The sequence below is a fragment of the Nocardia sp. NPDC004168 genome (genome assembly GCF_040610355.1).
GTDB lineage: Bacteria > Actinomycetota > Actinomycetes > Mycobacteriales > Mycobacteriaceae > Nocardia > Nocardia sichangensis.
Genome location: NZ_JBEXME010000002.1, coordinates 618,506 through 636,870 on the forward strand (window position 1 = coordinate 618,506; position 18,365 = coordinate 636,870).

Genomic DNA, 18,365 nt, shown 5'->3' on the forward strand with positions numbered 1-18,365 from the left:
ACGCAGGCTGCTGCCTGCGGTCCGGACGCTCATGCCGCGCTTTTCGCGGAATCGTCGGTGGTGTCCTCGGCCGGGTGGCCGGTGATGGTGAGGAAGACCTCGTCCAGGCTCGGCTTGGTCACGGTGATCTCATCGATGCCGATCTCCCACTCGCGCAGGCGGATCAGCAGATCGGCGGTGACTCCGGCGTCGGTCAACGGCGCGGTGAGCCGCCCGGCCTCCGGGGTGATCTGCGCTTCGACGCCGAGGAAATCGCCGACGATGCGGCGCGCCTCGTCGAGCTGGCCGCGATCGACCAGCGTCAGATGCAGCGACGAACCGCCAACGGAGGCCTTCAGTTCGTCGGCCGTGCCGTCGGCGATCACCTTGCCGCGGTCGATCACCGCGATGCGATCGGCCAGTTGATCGGCCTCGTCCAGGTATTGGGTGGTGAGCAGCACCGTCGCGCCTTCGCGGACGAGGCGGCGGATGGTCTCCCACATCTGGGCGCGGGTGCGCGGGTCGAGCCCGGTGGTCGGTTCGTCGAGGAACAGCAGCGGCGGCGTCGCGATGAGACTGGCCGCCAGGTCGAGGCGGCGTCGCATACCGCCGGAGAAGTGCCGCAGCGGCTTGTTCGCCGCCTCGGTGAGGTCGAATTCCTCCAGCAGCTCGGCCGCCTTGCGCCGGGCGTCGACGCGACTCAGGCCGAGCAGTCGGGAGAAGACGATCAGGTTCTCGGTGGCGCTCAGGTCCTCGTCGACCGAGGCGTACTGTCCCGTGACGCCGATGAGCGAGCGGACGGCCGTCGGCTCGGCGACCACGTCGTGGCCGAAGATGCGTCCGCTGCCGCCGTCCGGTCGCAACAGGGTCGCGAGCATCCGGATGGTCGTGGTCTTGCCTGCGCCGTTCGGTCCGAGCACGCCGTACACCGAGCCCTGCGGCACCGCCAGGCTCACGCCGTCGACGGCCCGCTGTTCCCCGAACACCTTGACCAGGCCGTCCGCCTCGACGGCGAGCGCTGAAGTTGGTGCGAAAGAAGTCATGTGGACAACTGTGGATGCCTCGACTTGCACGGCTCTTGCACGGCGCTGGCTTGGTTTCCGGCGCTACCCTCACGAATGCGAGCACAGCCGGTGATACGACTGCCGTGACGAACCTGATCATGAAGTACGCGGAACTGGTCGACGCCGGGGATTTCGCCGGTGTCGGCGCGCTGTTCGCCGACGGCGTCTTCGTCGGCAGCGGTACGACGATCAGGGGCCGGGACGGCGTCGAGAAAATGCAACCCGTGGCGGCAGGCCGCTACCACGACCACTTCGAACGCGTCGACGGGCAGTGGCGATTCGTGGAGCGCCGGGTTCATATTCACCTGACGGGCGATCTGAGCCGCCACTTGCGCACCTAGCCATGGACGAGAGAGCTTCGCCGGACGCGTGCGCTGCCCGGCGATCCGCTAGCGGGTCGACTCGGCCAAGAGGTATTCGCGCAGTTTGGCGCGGTCGGGCTTGCCGGGGCCGCGGAGCGGGAATTCGTCGAGGACGGCCAGTTCGCGGGGGGCCGCGATGGAGTCCAGTTCGGCGGAGACGTATTCGCGCAGCTCGGGGAGGCTGGGGGTGGCGCCTGGGGCGGGGATCACCGCGACCGCGACGCGCTGGCCGAGCCGTTCGTCGGGCAAGCCGAGGACGACCACCTCGCTGATGGCCGGGTGGTTGATCAGCACGGCCTCGACCACCTGCGGGATCACCAGCAGGCCGCCGGTCGTGATCGCCTCGTCCAGCCGCCCGGTGATGCTCAAGACGCCGTTGTCGAAGGTGCCCGCGTCCTCGGTGCGGAACCAGCCCGGCTCGGCGAAGGCGGGATGGTCGGGCTGATTGCGGTAGCCGGAGGCGATCATCGCGCCGCCCAGCACCACCCGGCCCTCTTCGATACGGACCTTCGTGCCCTCCAGCGGCACGCCGTCGTACACGCAGCCGCCGCAGGTCTCGCTCATGCCGTAGGTGCGCACCACGGTGATGCCCGCGGCGCGTGCGCGCTCGTAGACCGGCAGCGGAGTGGCCGCGCCGCCCACCAGCACACCGTCGAGCTCGGCCAGCGCGGTAGCGGCGACCGGCGACTCCAACGCTTTGATCAGCTGGGTCGGCACCAGGGCCGTGTAGCGCCGCTCCCCGCGCATACCCGAGATGGCGCCCGCCAAGGCCTCGGGCAGGAATCCGCCGGACACGTCGAGCACGGTGGGTTCGGTCCCCGCCAGGATGCTGCGCAACAGCACCTGGATACCGGCGATGTGATGGGTCGGCAGGGCCAGCAACCAGTTGCCGGGGCCGCCGAGCCGGTCGTGGGTAGCGGTGCCGCTGGCGCGCAGGGCCGACGAGCTGAGCATCGCGCCCTTCGGTATGCCCGTGGTGCCCGAGGTGGTCACCACCAGAGCGATGTCCTCGTCGATCGGCTCGCCCGGCGACAAAGCGTCGCTCAGGCGCCGCGCCTCGCGCCGATCGCTGGTGGGAATGGGGAGCCAGGCGGCCCCGTTACCTTCCAGCGCCTCCCGTAGGTGGGGCATGACGTCGCCGAGACCGGACCCGGTCGGCATCGGCAAGGTACGCAGTTTCTTGGTCATGCCATGCCTCGCCGCTCGCCCGGCTCGGTGGTGCCCAGAGCCGCTGTGCCCATGGCTCGCTCGCTGCACTCCCTCACGGTAGGGATCGTGTCATGCCCGCGCCGCCGCGTGCGGAACGGGTCGGTATGCCGGAGTGGCGCGCCCGTAGCGCGGCCATCCGGTCGGATCGGGGCTCAAGTGGGACAGGCATCGAGACTGCGATTCACTCGTCGGACGGGACACGGACACAGCCGGCCCGGACGTCGGCGGTCGGGTGGCCATCCGAGCGTTATCGTCCTCGCCGGTCGGCGCGTTGGCAACTCGGTGCGGCCCGCCGAACTACCGAATGGAACCGTTGCTACGACGCCTGCCAGCGGGAATCCCGCCGGATCGGATGGGCAGGCGGAACCTCCACCAGAACGATCGGCACACCGTCCGGATCGCGTATCCACATCTCGTGCAGACCCCACGGCTCCTCGACGGGGGCGCGATCGATCGCGATGCCCTTCAGCGCCAGTTCCACGGCGGCGGCGGAGACGTCGCGCACCTGGAGCCAGATCGCGCCCTCGAACGACGACGATTCTCCGGACCCGCCGTGCGCGGCCACCTCGATCAGCGACTGTCCCGCGAAGAAGACCGTGCCGCCCGGATACTCCCGCGCGATGGCCAGTTCCAGCCCGTCCCGGTAGAACGCGAGCGTGGCCTGGTAGTCGGCGGGCCGCAGGATGATCCGGCTGCTGAGGATGTCCATGTCAGAAGTACCAGGGGTAGGGGGTCCAGTCCGGCTTGCGTTTCTGCAGGAACGCGTCGCGGCCCTCGACGGCTTCGTCGGTCATGTAGGCCATCCTGGTCGCCTCGCCCGCGAAAAGTTGCTGGCCCACCAGTCCGTCGTCCAGCAAATTGAACGCGTACTTCAGCATGCGCTGCGCCTGCGGGGACTTGCCGTTGATGTCGGCGGTCCACTCCAGCGCGACGTCCTCCAGCTCCGCGTGGTCGACGACCTTGTTCACCGCGCCCATCTGGTGCATCTCCTCGGCGGTGTAGGGGCGGCCCAGGAAGAAGATCTCGCGGGCGAACTTCTGGCCGACCATCTTGGCCAGGTACGCGCTACCGTAGCCGCCGTCGAAGCTGCCCACGTCGGCGTCGGTCTGCTTGAACCGGGCGTGCTCGCGACTGGCCAAGGTCAGATCGCAGACCACGTGCAGGCTGTGACCTCCGCCCGCGGCCCAGCCGTTCACCAGCGCGATCACCACCTTCGGCATGAAACGGATCAACCGCTGCACCTCCAGGATGTGCAGGCGGCCCGCGCGGGCCTGGTCGACCGTGTCGGCCGTCTCGCCGCTGGCGTACTGGTATCCGCTGCGACCGCGGATGCGCTGGTCACCCCCGGAGCAGAAGGCCCAACCGCCGTCCTTGGGGCTGGGCCCGTTGCCGGTGAGCAGCACCGCGCCGACGTCCGGAGTCATCCGCGCGTGGTCGAGTGCCCGGTAGAGTTCGTCGACCGTGTGCGGGCGGAACGCGTTGCGCACCTCCGGCCGGTCGAACGCGACACGCACGGTGCCCTGCTCGATGTGCCGGTGATAGGTGATGTCGGTCAGGTTCTCGAATCCCGGAACGGGGCGCCACAGCTTCGGATTGAACGTCACCGGGCAATGCTAGGTCTCGCTTCGCCTGAAAGTCGTGGTCGGGCCCGGGAAGCGGCGACGACCCGGACTTGCGATCCAGCGGCGGCGGAGGCGAGCGGTGCGGTCGAGGCCCCGCGAACCCGGGCATTCGCGCGGGGTTGGCCGGACTTCGATTTGACGGTGTAAAACTACGCGTTACCGTGCAAGTATGAGCGAGCGAGTGAAACCGGTTATAGACCGGAGCGCGGTGGACGGATCCCGGTACGAGAAGCACGGCGGGTTTCCGAAGGTCACACCCGCGAAGGTCGGGCCGAACTTCGGCGGGTTCATCGAAGCCATGCGGACGTTGCAGGATCTCGCGGTGAGCGCGAACGCGCCGGACGATGTCTTCGGGGCCGCGCAGGCCAAAGCCCGCGAGCTGATCGACCTGCTCGAGCCCTACCGCGCCCCCGAGTTGCATGGGCCGGCGGGCCGCGCGGTCGAATTGCCCGGGCGGGGAAGCCTTCTGCTGTTGCCGTGGCGGGTGGTCGAGGCGGGGCCGGACGGCATCGAGATGACGGGTGTGTTCCGCCGCTTCCATCTCGGCGGCAACGGCGCCGCGCACGGCGGTGTGCTGCCGCTGCTGTTCGACGATCTGCTCGGCATGATCGTGCATTACGCCGGACGGCCGATCAGCCGCACCGCGTATCTTCACGTCAACTACCGCAAGATCACTCCGCTCGAGACGGAACTGACGGTTCGCGGACGGGTCGATCGGATCGAAGGGCGAAAAACTTTTATCACCGCCGAATTGCTCGATGAGCAGGGCGATCTCCTCGCGGACTGCGAAGGTCTCATGGTCGAGTTGCTACCGTGGCAGCCGTAGCCGGGTGAATGCTGGCGCGGGCACGTATAGTTGCCCTCGCTCGTTCATCGATACCGATCCGGAGGAACCTGAAAGTGGTTGCAGCACTGTCTGAATCCCTGCTCGACGACGCGAAGCGCCCGGCTTTCCTTGCCGATGCCGTCGAGGTTCTCGACGCCGAGGTGTCGGACAAGGGTGGTGCGTCCGGCCTGGCTGTGAAGGGTGGCTACGCGGCGGTCAAGAAGATCAGCCCGTCCATCGTGCCCGATGCGCTGGAGTCGTTGGCGCCCAAACTGGTCGCGCAGCTGGAGCCGTTCTGGCAGGAGTACACGGCGTCGGGCTCCGGCAAGTTCGCCGATCTGCTCGTCGCCAAGTCCGATGAGGTCGCCGAGGCGTTGCTCGCCGTCACCGACGCCCGGGCCGAGTCCTCCAGCCGCCCTGCACTGCAGAAGGTCTACTCCTCGATGCGTTCCTCGGCGAAGAAGAACGTCATCGAGGCGCTGCCGCGGGTCGGCGACCTGATCCAGAAGCACGCTGGATGATTTTGTGACTCGCGTCCGAGCGACCGCCGCCGGCGACTTCGTCGCGTACGCGGCGGCACTCGGACGCGAGCCCGGCCGCGAATGGGCCACGTGTGCGACGACACAGTGTGATTGCGAGCCTCCCGGCGCGGACTTCTAGTTGACTGTCTGCCAGTCTGGAGGCGTGAACCCGTCTACAGCACAAGCGCAGGTCGTCGTCGACGAACTCGTGCGCGGGGGCGTGCGGGATGTCGTCCTGTGCCCCGGCTCCCGGAACGCTCCGCTGGCATTCGCCCTGCAAGCCGCCGATTCGGCCGGGCGACTGCGCCTGCACATGCGGATCGACGAGCGAACGGCGGGCTTCCTCGCCGTCGGGCTCGCGATCGCGAGCCGGCTCCCGGTCCCGGTCGTGATGACCTCGGGTACCGCGGTGGCCAATCTCGGGCCTGCCGTGCTGGAGGCGAACTACGCTCGGGTCCCGCTGGTGGTGCTCAGCGCGAACCGGCCATACGAGCTGCTCGGCTCCGGCGCCAACCAGACCGTCGAACAATTCGGCCTGTTCGGCAGCCAGGTTCGCGCCACCATCTCGCTCGGTCTCGCGGAGGAGGAGCCGGGCGACGCCGAGCATCCGCCCTACGGCCGGCAGAACAGCCAGTGGCGCTCGGCGGTCTGCCGAGTGCTTGCGGCGGCGCGCGGTACCCGCTCCGGCAACGCGGGCCCGGTGCACTTCGATGTCCCGCTGCGCGAGCCCTTGGTCCCCGACTTGAAACCGGGTGAGACGGCTCCGGCGGGCCGCGCGGGGGAGTGCGCCTGGACCGACACCCAATACGCCACCTTGGACGTGCCGCTCGATCTCGACCTCACGCCCGACACGGTCGTGATCTCCGGACACGGCGCAGGCTTGCGGCCGGAGCTGGCGAATCTGCCCACCGTCGCCGAACCCACCGCCCCCATGCACGGTCCCGCGCTGCATCCCCTCGTGCTGCCGCTGTTGCGGCCGACGCAGGCGATCATCACCGGCCGCCCGACCCTGCACCGGCAGGTATCGAAGGTGCTCGCCGACCCGGACGTCCGGGTCTACGCGCTGACCACCGGTCCGCGTTGGCCCGACGTGTCCGGCAACGTGGTCGGCACCGGTACCCGCGCCGTTACTGTCGGCGCACCCAGCGCGCAATGGCTCGAGCACTGCCGCGAACTGAACGCGAAAGCCGACCAAGTGGTGCGTGGCGCACTCGCGCGGCACCCCAAGCCGACGGGGCTGCACGTCGCCGCAGTCGTGATGGACGCGCTGCGCGACGGTGACCAACTCCTGCTCGGCGCCTCGAACCCGGTGCGAGACGCGGCGCTGGTGTCGCATCCGCGTCCGGGGATCAGGGTGCTGTCGAATCGCGGCGTAGCGGGTATCGACGGCACGGTGTCCACCGCGCTCGGCGCCGCTCTGCACCACGACGGGCGCACCATCGCCCTGATCGGTGACCTGACCTTCCTGCACGACGCGTCCGGCCTGCTGATCGGGCCGGGCGAACCGCGGCCCGCCGATCTGACCATCGTCGTCGCCAACGACGACGGCGGCGGCATCTTCGAACTGCTCGAGCAGGGCGACCCGCAATACGCGGGCGTGTTCGAGCGGGTCTTCGGCACCCCGCACGGCATGGATCTCGCCGCTTTGTGCGCCGCCTATCGCATTCCGCACCGGCAGGTCGATCCGCAGCAGCTGGCCGTCGAGCTGACCGGGCACGCCCATGGCACACGGGTGCTCGAGGTGGCCACCGAGCGGTCCAGCCTGCGGGAACTGCACGCGACGGTGCGGGCCAAGATCCAGCCCTGACCGGGTCAGTAGCCGGATTCGTCCTCGGGTTCGTCATCGATCGGGACCGCGATGGACTGTTCGATCACGTCCGCCGGGTTCGCCTCGAAGGTGTCGCGCTCCGGAGTCGCCCGTCCGACGGCTTCGTCCTGCTCGGGCTCGTCGGCGAGCACCGGCTCCTCCGGATACGCCGGAACGGACTGCTCGGCGAGATCGGCCTCCGGGATCGCGTCGGCAAGGGGGTCTGACATCGTGCGCTCCTCTCCGCGTAGGCCTCTCGATCGGCATACCCGTCGTGGCACGCCGCAATCGAGGCGGACGATCAACTCGGACTGCATCGAGGATGCCCGCGGTCCGGGCGTACGGCAAGCATCCGGCGCTCAGTGTTGTCGCGCTTCGCCCGCCCGCGCCGCCGTCGCGTCCGCGGGGTGTTCGACCAGCGCGAGCATGCGCCCGGCCATGAACCGCGCGGTCCGCACGGCCGTCCCCGATCGCGTCACTTCGCTGACTTCGACCACGCCTCGCGCGATCCTCACCTCGACCCGCCTACCAGCTCGGGTAGCCGCGATCTCGTAACTGCGGGACCCGTCGCCGACGTCGACGACGATCTCCACCCGATCACCCTTCATCTTTCAATTATCCGCTTTTCCAGGGCTTTTCGCCGCTACGGGTTGATTGCGGAACGACTCGCCGCTCAATTTCGGCGTCTCGCTCCGTCTCTATTTCCGGAGACGTCCCACACCTGAGGAGGCCCGATGAATCCCGAGTTCGATTTCGAGCCCGCGGCCGCCACTCTGGCGACCGTCGTCGGCGGCATCGCCGACGACCAGCTCACGGCGCCGACACCGTGCGCCGACACCACGGTCCGCGATCTGCTCGCCCACGTAGTCGATCTGACCGAGGCATTCCGTCAGTCGGCGACCAAGGAGGCCGTCGGCGGATCCGTCGCGCCCGGCGCCCCTGCCGAGCGCGCCTTGGCGGAGGACTGGCGCGAGCGCATTCCGGCTCAGCTCGATGCCTTGGTGGCGGCGTGGCGGGAGCCGGCGGCCTGGTACGGCAGCACGGAGGCGGGCGGGGTGAACGAGCCCGCCCCGGTGATGGCCAGGATCGCGCTGGACGAGGTCGTCGTGCACGGCTGGGATCTCGCGAAGGCCACCGGTCAGCCGTTTTCGTGTGCCGCCGAAGATCTGGCGACCTTGCTGGACATGCTGCGCGGCACACCCGCCGAAGGGGTGCCGGGTCTGTTCGGGCCGGTGGTGCCGGTCGCGCCCGATGCCACCGCCTTGGAGCGAGTCCTCGCTTTCACCGGTCGCCGCGCCGACTGGACCGCGGGTGACCGGGGAGCGGTGCTCGGCTAGTCGGCGGCGGACACGAACGTGCCCGCCCGTACGGCATCGACGGCGGCGCGGGCGGCTCGGTCCGCCACGATGTCATCGATCGGATCGCCGCTGGCGAGCAGCCGGTAGTACAGCGGCGCCGACACCGCGGACAGCACCGCGCGTGCGTCGGTGCGCTCGGGCGCTTCGCCGCGCGCGATGGCGGCCGCCACGCAGACCGACCACTCGGTGAGACGCACGTCGTAGAAGCGGCGCAGGGCGGCTGCGGTGGACTCGTCGCAGGTGGCGGCCGCGATCACGGCGCGGAAGAGCCTGCCTTGGCGAGGATCGGACAGGGTTTTCGCGACCAGGCGGGCATTGGCGGTGAGGTCGCCGAGGAGCGAGCCGGTGTCGGCGTGCGGCAGCGACTGCTCGGCCATGTCGACCAACAGGTCCGCGATCAGGCCGGTGGGTGTGCGCCAGCGGCGGTAGACGGTGGTCTTGCCGACTTCGGCGCGTGTGGCGACTTCGGCGAGGTCCAAGTTGGCAAAGCCGCGTTCGGTCAGCAGGTCGCCCGCGGCTCGCAGTACGGCCGCGCGGACCCGGGCGGTCCGTCCGCCGGGCCGGACGGAGCCGGGGGTCGCGTCATCCATGACCATAACGGTACTCCAGTTTCATTTACGCGCGAAGGGGTGTACTGTCCGTAGCGTTAATGGAACAACAGACCCTTTAGGAGGGTGGTCCAGTGAACGTTCGGACGGTTGAGACGCAAATGGAGTACCGGCGGCTCGGCGCGTCGGGTCTGCACGTCCCGGCGTTGAGCTTCGGCGCGGGCACCTTCGGCGGTCGCGGCGAGCTGTTCGGAGCATGGGGCGATACCGATGCCCAACAGGCGCGACGGCTGGTCGACATCAGTTTGGACGCAGGCGTGACCATGTTCGACACCGCCGATGTCTATTCCGACGGTGCCTCCGAAGAAGTGCTCGGCGCCGCCGTGAAGGGCAGACGCGATCGGGTGCTGCTGTCCACCAAGGCGACGCTGCCGACCGGACCGGGTCCGCGGGACGCCGGTTCCGGCCGGGCCAGGTTGATCGGTGCGGTGGAGGGATCGCTGTGCAGGCTGGGCACCGACTACATCGATCTGTTCCAGCTGCACGCCTTCGACGCGGGCACGCCGGTCGAGGAAGTCGTCGCCGCGCTGGACGATCTGGTGCGCGCCGGCAAGATCCGCTATGTCGGCGCGTCCAACTTCGCGGGGTGGCAGTTGATGAAATCCCTTGCCGCGGCGGATCGCAACGGGCTGACCAGGTACGTCGCGCACCAGGTCTACTACTCGCTGGTCGGGCGGGACTACGAATGGGAGCTCATGCCGCTCGGCCGCGACCAGGGCGTAGGCGCGGTGGTCTGGAGTCCGCTCGGCTGGGGCAGGCTCACCGGCAAGATCCGCCGCGGACAACCGCTTCCGGAAGGTAGCCGCCTGCACCGGACCGCCGAGGCAGGCCCTCCGGTGGACGACGCGAAGCTCTACGACGTGGTCGACGTCCTCGACGAGCTGGCCGTCGAAACCGGCAAGACGGTCCCGCAGATCGCGCTCAATTGGCTGCTGCGCCGCCCCACCGTCGCGACGGTCATCGTCGGCGCCCGCAACGAGGAGCAACTGCGCCAGAACCTCGGCGCGATCGGCTGGGAACTCGACGCCGACCAGATCGCCCGCCTGGACAAAGCCAGCGCCACCACCCCGCCCTACCCCTACTACCCGTACTACCGCCTCCCGGACTTCACCCGGCTCAACCCGCCCGCGGTGTGAGCAAGTATTCGACGGCGGGCGGTCAGCCCCCTCTGATCGGCGTCGCGGTGAAGCCGAACTTGCCGATCGTGATCACGGCCGGACCGTCGATGCGGTCCAGGTCGTATATCGCCTCGCCGAGGTGGGTGGACATCAGGACCATCCACCAGTCCCACGAAGTTGTGGCGCTGCCTCGTGAACCGTCCTGCGCGATACGCCGGTAGTACGCGAGCAGCGTGCCGGGCGAGAACCGCATGGCGATCGGCGGAGTCAGCGCCGCCTCGTTGCGTTCGACAATGGGTGGGACGCCATGCAATACCTGGATGTTCAAGCCTTCCCACGTCCCGGCTCGAACGATGGAGTCCGTCAGTTCGTCGTGTGTCGGATCTTCCATGGCAGCCTCGTCCCCCGGCGGTCGGTGACGGTCGCTTCGAACCCGTCGTGTTTCTTGACGGAGCGGAGTGCGACCGCGTTCCATGATGTGATGTCGATCACTGAATCGAGCGCTGTGGGCCCGGCGATACGGTCGGTCAGTACACGTCGCGGACGTAGCGCTTCTCGGCGATGAGTTGCTTCTTGAAGGCCAGTGCGCCGTCCTCGTCGAGTTTGCCGTGGATGCGGGCGATTCGCAGGAGCGCGTCGTCGACGTCCTTGGCCATGCGGCTGGCGTCGCCGCAGACGTAGAAGTGGGCGCCGTCGCGCAGCCAGGACCACAGCTCGGCGCCGTGCTCGATCATGCGGTGCTGCACGTAGATCCGTTCGCGCTGGTCTCGGGAGAAGGCCAGGTCGAGCCGGGTCAGGAAGCCGGAACGGAACATGTCCTCCAGCTCGGTGCGGTAGTAGAAATTGTGCGCCGCGTGCTGATCGCCGAAGAACAGCCAGTTGCGTCCGGTGCAGCCGAGGGCCCTGCGCTCCTGAAGAAATCCGCGGAAGGGGGCGATGCCGGTGCCGGGGCCCACCATGATCATCGGCGCGGTCGGGTCGGCCGGAGGACGGAAATGCGGTGCGCGCTGCAGGAAGATCGGCACCGCCGTGTCGGTGAGGTCGGCGCGATCGGCGAGGAAGGTCGAGCAAACGCCGCCGCGCCGCGCCGCCGAGCCGGTGGCCGCCGGGTCGCCGTAGCGCACGATGCCGACGGTCAGCTCCACTTCATCCGGGCTGACCCGCGGACTCGACGAGATCGAATACTGGCGCGGCTGCAGTTTTTTCAGGGTGCCGAGCCACTCCACCAGATCGGCCCGCACAGGGAAATCGCGCAGCACGTCGACGGCCTGCCGATCCCACAGGTAGTTCGCCAGCTCGTTGCGATTGTCTCGGCGCAGCAGTTTGGCGAGTTTGCCGCTGGCGTTGCGCTCGGCGAGGAAGCCGAGCAGATCCTGACCGACCTTGGTGATGTCGAAGTGCGTGCGCAGCGCGTCGGCCAGGGGAACTTCGCGCTCGTCGACTTCCACGACGCGGCGACCGTCCAGCCCGGTGGCGGATAGCCATTCGCTGACCAGAGCGGTGCTGTTCACCGGCCAGACGCCCAGCGAATCGCCCACTTCGTACGCGGCGTCCAAGCCGCGCAGATCGAACGCGAAGCGGCGCACCTCCTTCGGTGATCCCGCGGCGGAGAGCAACTCGTTGCGCACCAGTGCGGCACGCAGCGGCGCGGCCCGGGTGAACGGTGCGGTGCGGGTGCGACCGAGTGCCGGGGCCATGCTCGGCGACTCCACCGTGGCCACCCCGCCGCCACGGGGCGTGGGTCGGCTCGGCGCGGCCGCACCGGTCACCGGCGAATCGGCGGGGTCCTCGGCCGGGCCGTCGCCCAAGGCGGCGAGCACGTCATCGAGCCAGCGCTGTGCCGCGTCTTGGTAGTCGGGTTCACTGTCGACGCGCGGGAGCAATCGGGTCGCGCCCAGTTCGGCGAATTTCTGGTCGAGTTTGCGACCGTAACCGCAGAAGTCGTCATAGGAGGAGTCGCCGAGCGCGAACACGGCGTAACGCACACCGGTCAGCCGCAGGACTCTGTCGGCCAGCCGATCCCAGAAATCGGCTCCGTTGTCCGGCGGCCCTCCGTCGCCGAACGTGCTGCTGACCACCAGCACGTCGCCCTGGAGCGCACCCGGATCGCAGGAGTCCAGGTCCGATAGGCGCGGTGTGAATTCGTGCTCGGCGAGATGTGCCGCGACGGCGGCGGCGAACTCTTCGGCGTTGCCGGTCTGCGAGGCCCACAGCACGGTGACCGTGCGGGCGGCGGCGCCCGTGTCCGTCGTGGGCGCCGCACTACGCGAATACATCCCGGCCAGCAGCCCGTCGACCCACAGCCTGGTGTGCGCGGACATCGGCGCCGTCTCCGGAAGCACCGGCTGACCGGTCACCGGAAGCGCTTGCAGCGCCGCCAGATAGCCGCTGAGGTAGATCCGCTCGGTCTCGCTGAGCGTGGGGGCGGTGCCGCTGTCGAGGCCGAGCACGGCGGCCAGCGGGTGCGCCGCCTGAGCCGCGGGCAGCGCGGCGGGAGCCTGCGGCCGCGGCACGGAAGCCACCCGGCGTAGCGCCACCGCGCAGGCCTTGAACTCCGGTTGCAGCGAGGCCGGATCGACCGCGTCGTTGGTGACCGCGTTGATGGTCAGGTATTCGCCTTGCTCGTCGTTCCAGTGGAACGGCACGAAGCAGTCGCCCTGCCGCACCCGGTCGCTGACCTGCACCGGCAGCACCGCACGGCCACGGCGGGAGGCGATCTCGAGCTGGTCGCCCGTGCGCAGACCGAGCCGCTCGGCGTCGGCCGGATGCACCTCGACGAACGGCGTGCCGTTCAGCTTGGTCAGTTTGTCGATCTTGCCGGTCTTGGTCATCGTGTGCCACTGATGTTGCAGGCGACCGGTGTTCAGCAGGAACGGGTAGTCGTCGTCGGGCATCTCCTCCGGCAGCAGGTGTGGCCGGGGCCAGAACACCGCGCGGCGGCTCGGCGTGGCGAAGGCCAGCCGGGGCCGGTGGCCGTTCTCGTCGATGAACAGCGTCTGGCTGACGCCGTCGTTGACGTAACGGATCGGGTTGCGCCTGCGGTCCGGCTCCGCGCACGGCCACTGCATCGGCCCTTCGCGCAGCGCCGCATAGGTCACGCCGCGCAGGTCGTAGCCGGTGGCGGGATTCGCGAACCGCTTGATCTCGTCGAACACCTCGGCGCTGGAGGCGAAGTCGAAGCCGGGGAATCCCATGGCGGTGGCGACGTCGGCGATGATCCGCCAGTCCGGTCGCGCGTCGCCGATGGGCGGGACCGACTGCTGCAGCAGGGTGAGGTTGCGTTCGGAATTCACCATCACCGCGTCGGCTTCCGCCCACAGCGTGGCGGGGAGCAGCAGGTCGGCGTAGGCGTTGGTCGCGGTCTCGGTGTAGGCGTCCTGGGCGATCACCAGTTCGGCCGCCTCCAACCCCGCGATCACGGTCTTCCGGTTCGACACCGTGGCGACGGGGTTGGTGCAGATGATCCAGGCCGCTTTGATCGTTCCTTCGGCCAGTTCACGGAACATCTCCACCGTGCCGGGCCCGGCTTCGGTGCGCAGGGTGCCGGGCGCCAGTTCCCACGCGGTCTCCACGAACGTGCGGTCCTCGGCGGAGAGCAGGCTGCGCTGGCCGGGCAGGCCGGGGCCCATGTACCCCATCTCGCGCCCGCCCATCGCGTTCGGCTGCCCGGTGAGCGAGAACGGCCCGCTGCCGGGACGGCAGATCGCGCCGGTGGCCAGGTGCAGGTTGCACAGCGCGTTGGTGTTCCAGGTGCCGTGTGTGGACTGGTTGAGTCCCATCGTCCACAGCGACATCCACTCGCCCGCCGCGCCGATCCATTCGGCCGCGGTCCGGATGTCGGCCTCGGCCAGTCCGGTGATCTCGGCCACGCGCTCGGGGGGATAGTCGGCCAGGAACTCCGGCATCGCGTCCCAGCCCTCGGTGTGCTCGGCGATGAACTCCGCGTCGATGTGGCCGCCTGCGACCAGCAGGTGCAGCAACCCGTTGAGCAGCGCGAGATCCGTGCCGGGCGCGATTTGCAGGAACAGGTCGGCGCGTGCGGCGGTCTCGGTGCGGCGCGGGTCGACCACGATGAGCTTCGCGCCCGTCTTCAGGCGATCGGCCATCCGCAGAAAAAGGATGGGGTGGCAGTCGGCCATGTTCGCGCCGATGACGAAGAACAGGTCCGCGTGCTCGAAGTCGTCGTAGGAGCCGGGCGGCCCGTCCGCGCCGAGCGACTGCTTGTACCCGGTGCCCGCGCTGGCCATGCACAGCCGCGAGTTCGCCTCGATGTGCACCGTGCGCAGATAACCCTTGGCGAGTTTGGTCGCGAGGTACTGCGCCTCCAGCGACATCTGCCCGGAGACATACAGCGCGATCGCGTCCGGACCGTGTTCGTCGAGAATCGCGCGCAACCGAGTGGCCGCCTCGTGGACGGCCTCGTCGACGGGGAACGGCACCGGAACCTGGCCGCGCTCGAAGCGCCGGTAGGCGGTCTCCATCCGTCCGGGAGTGCGCATCAACTCCGCGTGGGTCGCCCCCTTGGTGCACAGCCTGCCGGCGTTCGCCGGATGCAGTTTGTCGCCGCTGACCTTGGCGATCACCGGCTTGCCCGCGCCGTCGGCGGCCGTCGACACCGTTATCCCGCAGCCGACGCCGCAGTACGAGCACGCCGTTCGGGCGGTGCCGTCGCCGCGGCCGGTCACTGGATCGGTCATGTCTCCGATCATGCGGACCGCCGATTGCGCCGGATTTACCTCGCGTTATCGCCAGGTGACATTCCTCCTCACCGCTCCCGGATCGGTCGGTGAGGTGTGATCCAGATCTCCGGCTCAGTCCAGCTTGTAGGCGCGGTGCAGGGCAACCACGCCCCCGGTGAGGTTGCGCCACTTCACCGACGACCACCCGTTCGCCGCGATCCGCATCGCCAGCCTGCGCTGATTGGGCCACTCCGTGATCGATTCGGCCAGGTAGACGTAGGCTTCGGGATTACTGCTCACCACGCGCGCCACCTTGGGCAGCGCTTTCATCAGGTACTCCAGGTACACCGTGCGGAACACCGGCAGCACCGGCGCGGAGAACTCGCACACCACCAGCCTGCCGCCGGGCTTGGTGACCCGCAGCATCTCGCGCAGGGCGAGGTCGGTGTCGGCCACGTTGCGCAGCCCGAAGGAGATGGTCACCGCGTCGAAGGAGTCGTCGGCGAACGGCAGCGCCATCGCGTCGGCCGCCACCATCGGCACGTCGCGGAACCGGCCCGCGCTGAGCATGCCCTTGGAGAAGTCGGCTGCGAGGCACCACGCGCCGGATTTCTGCAATTCCAGGGTGGATACACCGGTGCCCGCCGCGAGATCGAGCAGCCGCTCGCCCGGCCGTGCCGCCAGCGCCTTGCGGGTCGCCCAGCGCCAATAGCGATCCTGTCCGGCGGAGATCACCGTGTTGGTCAGGTCGTAGCGCCGGGCGACGCCATCGAACATCGCCGCGACTTCGCGCGGCTGCTTGTCCAACGAGGCCCGGTTCGATTGCGTTTTCGGCACGGGAAGACCCTAACTCGCGGTCTGTTACGAACCGAGCGCGGCGCGTGGATACCTCCGTCACGCTTCGGCCGGGTTCATGCCGTATGCGGCAACCGAATCCGCGCGCCGGTCACTTCCGTGTAGTGGCCCATCAACTCGGTGCAGATGGCGGGCCAAGTCCGCGACAGCACCGACTTCCGCGCCGCCCCGGCGAACCGGGTCCGCAGCTCCGGATCGTGCAGCGCCCCGACAGCGCTGGGCAGCAACTCGCCGAACCGGTCCACCGGAAGCAGATAGCCGTTGCGGCAGTGGGCGATCAGGTCGCGGGGACCGCCCGCGTCGGGACCGATCACCGGGACACCGGAGGCCAGCGCCTCCTGCACGCCCTGGCAGAACGTCTCGTGTTCGCCCGCGTGCACCATGACGTCCAGACTGGCGTACGCCCGCGCCAGCTCGCCGCCGCCGAGTTCGCCGGTGAACACCGCGGTCGGCATCAGCCGGGCCAGCCGCTGACGCTCCGGCCCGTCGCCGACGATCACCAGCTGGATGTCCGGGTCGGCGGCCAGCACCGCGAGCCGCTCGACGTGCTTCTCCGGCGCGAGTCGCCCCACGAAGCCCACCAGCAGGCGGTCCCGGCCCGCGAGCCAGGCGTCCCGTAGTTCGGCGGAGCGGGCGCTCGGCGTGAACCGCGCGATGTCGACGCCGCGCCCCCACCGGTGCACGCGCGGGATGCCGTGCCTGGCCAGGTCCTCGGCGGCGGCCCGGGACGGGGCGAGCGTGCGGGTGGCGCCCTCGTGGATGCGCCGGGTCCAGCCCCAGGCGGCACGGCTCGCCAGCCCGAGCCCGTAACTCTTGGCGAAGCCGGCCACGTCGGTCTGATACACCGCGACAGTGGGCAGATCCAGCCGCAATGCCGCGCCGAGGCCGCCGGCGCCGAGCAGGAACGGAGAGGCCAGGTGAACCACCTCGGCGTCGAAGTCCTCGATGGCCGAGACGATGCCCGGCTGGGGCAGCCCGACCGGCAGCGAACTGACCTTCGGGACCATGACCGCGGGTACCCGGTGGACCGGGAAACGCTCGTAGTGGCGCGGTGCGGCGGGCTGTCCGCGGGGGGTGTCCGGCGCGATGATCAGCGCTTCGTGCCCGTTCCGGTCCAGGTGGTCGAGCACCCGCAGCACCGAGTTGACGACACCGTTCATGTTCGGCAGGAACGACTCCGCGACGATCGCTACACGCACGCTCCCAGCGTGACCGCTACACCGCGCCACGCCGCCACGCCGAAGTGAAGCGCACGGAAAGATCCGGCGAACTATCGGAACCCCGACCGCTTTCCCGGTGACGCGGATCTCAGGCCTGCGGGGCGGGCCTGACCACCGGCGCGGGACCGCGCCTACCCGCGCGGAAAAGCAACCACAGCGCGGGCAGCGCGAGCAGCCACACCACGACGATCACCGACAACGCGGGCGGAACGGCGACGCGCACGTCACGGCCCTCCACCCGCACCAGGTCCGGGTCGCTGCGGCGGTACTCCACACGAATCCGCTCGCCCGCGGTCAAGTTGGTCGGATAGAGCACGCCGACCTTCGGATTGTGTGTCTCGCCGTCCGGTGTGACGTACATGACCGCCGAGCGCAGCCGTCCCGCCGAGAGCACCTCGGCCGTGGTGCTGCCCTTGTCCGAGCTGATCAGATAATCGTTGCGCCACGCGGCCAGCACCAGCAGCCCGACGAGCACGCTCACCGCCGTCGCGGCGATCAACACGCCGATCCTGGCCCGTCGCAGGCGGATCGGCCGCCTGGTGAACTGGCTGGTTTCCGACACCGCCACAGGCTACCGATCGGCTCGGCTACGGTGGCGGCCATGTCCCGAAAATTCAGCTTCACCGTGCCGTACACAGTCCCGGTCGAAGATCTCCACCGGGCACTCATCACCGACGACGTCTGGCGGTCCCGCTTCGCCGAGGCGGAGACGGCGACAGTCGACCTGTCGCATCCCGACGGCGCGGGCACCATTCGCATCCATATGACCGAGAAGGCTCCCGAGGACAAGGTGCCAGCGCTGGTCCGCAAGGTGCTCAGGAGCGAACTCACCTTCTCCCGCACCGACAACTGGCAGCCGCTGGTCGGCGAGGTCGCCAAAGGCACCTTCGAGGTCTCCACCGGCGGCATCAACACCGCGATGTCGGGGTCCTACGAGATCCGTTCCACCGCGGAAGGTTCCGAGATCGAGGTCGTCGGCACCGTGCGGGTGAAGGTTCTCGTGGTCGGCGGCGCGATCGAGCCACTCGCCGAGCAGTTGCTCCACCGAGTGCTGAAGGGCGAGCGCAAAAGCATCGAGGACTGGCTGTCCGCCGAGTCGACCGCGTGAGCGCGCGCGTTGCCCCAGCGCGCCGGGGC

19 protein-coding genes are annotated in these 18,365 nt (G+C 69.2%); 7 read left to right on the forward strand and 12 right to left on the reverse strand.

The window, feature by feature from the left end:
* Window positions 1-29: 29 nt before the first annotated feature.
* The gene (locus tag ABZW96_RS06770; RefSeq protein ID WP_355072000.1) at window positions 30-1,022 is read right to left on the reverse strand and encodes an ATP-binding cassette domain-containing protein; all 993 of its coding nucleotides are present in this window, start codon (window positions 1,020-1,022) and stop codon (window positions 30-32) included.
* A gap of 104 nt (window positions 1,023-1,126) precedes the next feature.
* Between ABZW96_RS06770 and ABZW96_RS06775 the strand changes: the two genes are divergently transcribed.
* Window positions 1,127-1,384 carry a hypothetical protein gene (locus ABZW96_RS06775; protein ID WP_355072001.1) on the forward strand — a complete coding sequence of 86 codons (258 nt, stop codon included), beginning with the start codon at window positions 1,127-1,129 and terminating at the stop codon, window positions 1,382-1,384.
* Between the two features lie 48 nt (window positions 1,385-1,432).
* On the opposite strand, the gene menE is transcribed toward ABZW96_RS06775, so the two are convergent.
* The 3 genes from menE to ABZW96_RS06790 form a co-directional block, all read right to left on the reverse strand.
* Window positions 1,433-2,593 (reverse strand): o-succinylbenzoate--CoA ligase, encoded by a 1,161-nt coding sequence (gene menE / locus ABZW96_RS06780; protein WP_355072003.1) that lies wholly within the window; start codon window positions 2,591-2,593, stop codon window positions 1,433-1,435.
* A 337-nt stretch (window positions 2,594-2,930) separates the two neighbouring features.
* On the reverse strand, window positions 2,931-3,323 hold the full coding sequence (locus ABZW96_RS06785) for a VOC family protein (RefSeq protein WP_355072004.1): 393 nt from the start codon (window positions 3,321-3,323) through the stop codon (window positions 2,931-2,933).
* 1 nt (window position 3,324) lies between these two features.
* Window positions 3,325-4,218, reverse strand: a complete 894-nt coding sequence (locus ABZW96_RS06790) for a 1,4-dihydroxy-2-naphthoyl-CoA synthase (RefSeq protein ID WP_159841692.1) — start codon at window positions 4,216-4,218, stop codon at window positions 3,325-3,327.
* A 187-nt stretch (window positions 4,219-4,405) separates the two neighbouring features.
* Here ABZW96_RS06790 and ABZW96_RS06795 point away from each other — a divergent pair, with 187 nt between their 5' ends.
* From ABZW96_RS06795 to menD, 3 genes are all read left to right on the forward strand, one after another.
* Complete coding sequence (locus ABZW96_RS06795) at window positions 4,406-5,062, forward strand: PaaI family thioesterase (protein ID WP_355072005.1); 657 nt, start codon at window positions 4,406-4,408, stop codon at window positions 5,060-5,062.
* Window positions 5,063-5,136: 74 nt separating this feature from the next.
* Window positions 5,137-5,583, forward strand: coding sequence for a hypothetical protein (locus ABZW96_RS06800; protein WP_355072006.1), 447 nt, complete (start codon window positions 5,137-5,139; stop codon window positions 5,581-5,583).
* Between the two features lie 163 nt (window positions 5,584-5,746).
* Complete coding sequence (gene menD / locus ABZW96_RS06805) at window positions 5,747-7,390, forward strand: 2-succinyl-5-enolpyruvyl-6-hydroxy-3-cyclohexene-1-carboxylic-acid synthase (protein ID WP_355072008.1); 1,644 nt, start codon at window positions 5,747-5,749, stop codon at window positions 7,388-7,390.
* Window positions 7,391-7,395: 5 nt separating this feature from the next.
* On the opposite strand, the gene ABZW96_RS06810 is transcribed toward menD, so the two are convergent.
* Window positions 7,396-7,620 (reverse strand): hypothetical protein, encoded by a 225-nt coding sequence (locus tag ABZW96_RS06810; protein ID WP_355072009.1) that lies wholly within the window; start codon window positions 7,618-7,620, stop codon window positions 7,396-7,398.
* Window positions 7,621-7,749: 129 nt separating this feature from the next.
* On the reverse strand, window positions 7,750-7,998 hold the full coding sequence (locus ABZW96_RS06815; protein WP_355072010.1) for a hypothetical protein: 249 nt from the start codon (window positions 7,996-7,998) through the stop codon (window positions 7,750-7,752).
* 126 nt (window positions 7,999-8,124) lie between these two features.
* Between ABZW96_RS06815 and ABZW96_RS06820 the strand changes: the two genes are divergently transcribed.
* On the forward strand, window positions 8,125-8,727 hold the full coding sequence (locus ABZW96_RS06820; RefSeq protein WP_355072012.1) for a TIGR03086 family metal-binding protein: 603 nt from the start codon (window positions 8,125-8,127) through the stop codon (window positions 8,725-8,727).
* On the opposite strand, the gene ABZW96_RS06825 is transcribed toward ABZW96_RS06820, so the two are convergent.
* Window positions 8,724-9,344, reverse strand: coding sequence for a TetR/AcrR family transcriptional regulator (locus tag ABZW96_RS06825; protein WP_355072013.1), 621 nt, complete (start codon window positions 9,342-9,344; stop codon window positions 8,724-8,726). The genes ABZW96_RS06820 and ABZW96_RS06825 overlap by 4 nt on opposite strands.
* 113 nt (window positions 9,345-9,457) lie before the next feature.
* On the opposite strand from ABZW96_RS06825, the gene ABZW96_RS06830 reads away from it, so the two are divergent.
* Complete coding sequence (locus ABZW96_RS06830) at window positions 9,458-10,492, forward strand: aldo/keto reductase (RefSeq protein ID WP_355072015.1); 1,035 nt, start codon at window positions 9,458-9,460, stop codon at window positions 10,490-10,492.
* Window positions 10,493-10,514: 22 nt separating this feature from the next.
* Here ABZW96_RS06830 and ABZW96_RS06835 read toward each other — a convergent pair whose 3' ends face one another.
* From ABZW96_RS06835 to ABZW96_RS06855, 5 genes are all read right to left on the reverse strand, one after another.
* A complete protein-coding gene (locus tag ABZW96_RS06835) occupies window positions 10,515-10,865 on the reverse strand; it encodes a hypothetical protein (RefSeq protein WP_355072016.1) in 351 nt (116 codons plus the stop codon).
* Window positions 10,866-11,001: 136 nt separating this feature from the next.
* Entirely contained in the window at window positions 11,002-15,171 is a 4,170-nt protein-coding gene (locus ABZW96_RS06840; protein WP_355072018.1) for a bifunctional nitrate reductase/sulfite reductase flavoprotein subunit alpha, read from the reverse strand.
* A gap of 114 nt (window positions 15,172-15,285) precedes the next feature.
* Entirely contained in the window at window positions 15,286-15,990 is a 705-nt protein-coding gene (locus tag ABZW96_RS06845) for a demethylmenaquinone methyltransferase (protein ID WP_355072019.1), read from the reverse strand.
* A 74-nt stretch (window positions 15,991-16,064) separates the two neighbouring features.
* Window positions 16,065-17,207, reverse strand: a complete 1,143-nt coding sequence (locus ABZW96_RS06850) for a glycosyltransferase family 1 protein (RefSeq protein ID WP_355072021.1) — start codon at window positions 17,205-17,207, stop codon at window positions 16,065-16,067.
* A gap of 109 nt (window positions 17,208-17,316) precedes the next feature.
* Window positions 17,317-17,790, reverse strand: a complete 474-nt coding sequence (locus tag ABZW96_RS06855; protein ID WP_355072023.1) for a DUF3592 domain-containing protein — start codon at window positions 17,788-17,790, stop codon at window positions 17,317-17,319.
* 39 nt (window positions 17,791-17,829) lie between these two features.
* On the opposite strand from ABZW96_RS06855, the gene ABZW96_RS06860 reads away from it, so the two are divergent.
* The gene (locus ABZW96_RS06860; RefSeq protein WP_355072025.1) at window positions 17,830-18,336 is read left to right on the forward strand and encodes a DUF2505 domain-containing protein; all 507 of its coding nucleotides are present in this window, start codon (window positions 17,830-17,832) and stop codon (window positions 18,334-18,336) included.
* Window positions 18,337-18,365: the final 29 nt, after the last annotated feature.

Excerpts from the sequence above, each read along its gene's own strand:
- ABZW96_RS06835 (WP_355072016.1), bottom strand. The coding sequence starts at position 10,865 with ATGGAAGATCCGACACACGACGAACTGACGGACTCCATCGTTCGAGCC.
- ABZW96_RS06815 (WP_355072010.1), bottom strand. The coding sequence starts at position 7,998 with ATGAAGGGTGATCGGGTGGAGATCGTCGTCGACGTCGGCGACGGGTCC.
- ABZW96_RS06820 (WP_355072012.1), top strand. The coding sequence starts at position 8,125 with ATGAATCCCGAGTTCGATTTCGAGCCCGCGGCCGCCACTCTGGCGACC.
- ABZW96_RS06830 (WP_355072015.1), top strand. The coding sequence starts at position 9,458 with ATGGAGTACCGGCGGCTCGGCGCGTCGGGTCTGCACGTCCCGGCGTTG.
- ABZW96_RS06770 (WP_355072000.1), bottom strand. The coding sequence starts at position 1,022 with ATGACTTCTTTCGCACCAACTTCAGCGCTCGCCGTCGAGGCGGACGGC.
- ABZW96_RS06840 (WP_355072018.1), bottom strand. The coding sequence starts at position 15,171 with ATGACCGATCCAGTGACCGGCCGCGGCGACGGCACCGCCCGAACGGCG.
- ABZW96_RS06795 (WP_355072005.1), top strand. The coding sequence starts at position 4,406 with ATGAGCGAGCGAGTGAAACCGGTTATAGACCGGAGCGCGGTGGACGGA.
- ABZW96_RS06860 (WP_355072025.1), top strand. The coding sequence starts at position 17,830 with ATGTCCCGAAAATTCAGCTTCACCGTGCCGTACACAGTCCCGGTCGAA.
- ABZW96_RS06810 (WP_355072009.1), bottom strand. The coding sequence starts at position 7,620 with ATGTCAGACCCCCTTGCCGACGCGATCCCGGAGGCCGATCTCGCCGAG.
- ABZW96_RS06785 (WP_355072004.1), bottom strand. The coding sequence starts at position 3,323 with ATGGACATCCTCAGCAGCCGGATCATCCTGCGGCCCGCCGACTACCAG.
- menE (WP_355072003.1), bottom strand. The coding sequence starts at position 2,593 with ATGACCAAGAAACTGCGTACCTTGCCGATGCCGACCGGGTCCGGTCTC.
- ABZW96_RS06825 (WP_355072013.1), bottom strand. The coding sequence starts at position 9,344 with ATGGTCATGGATGACGCGACCCCCGGCTCCGTCCGGCCCGGCGGACGG.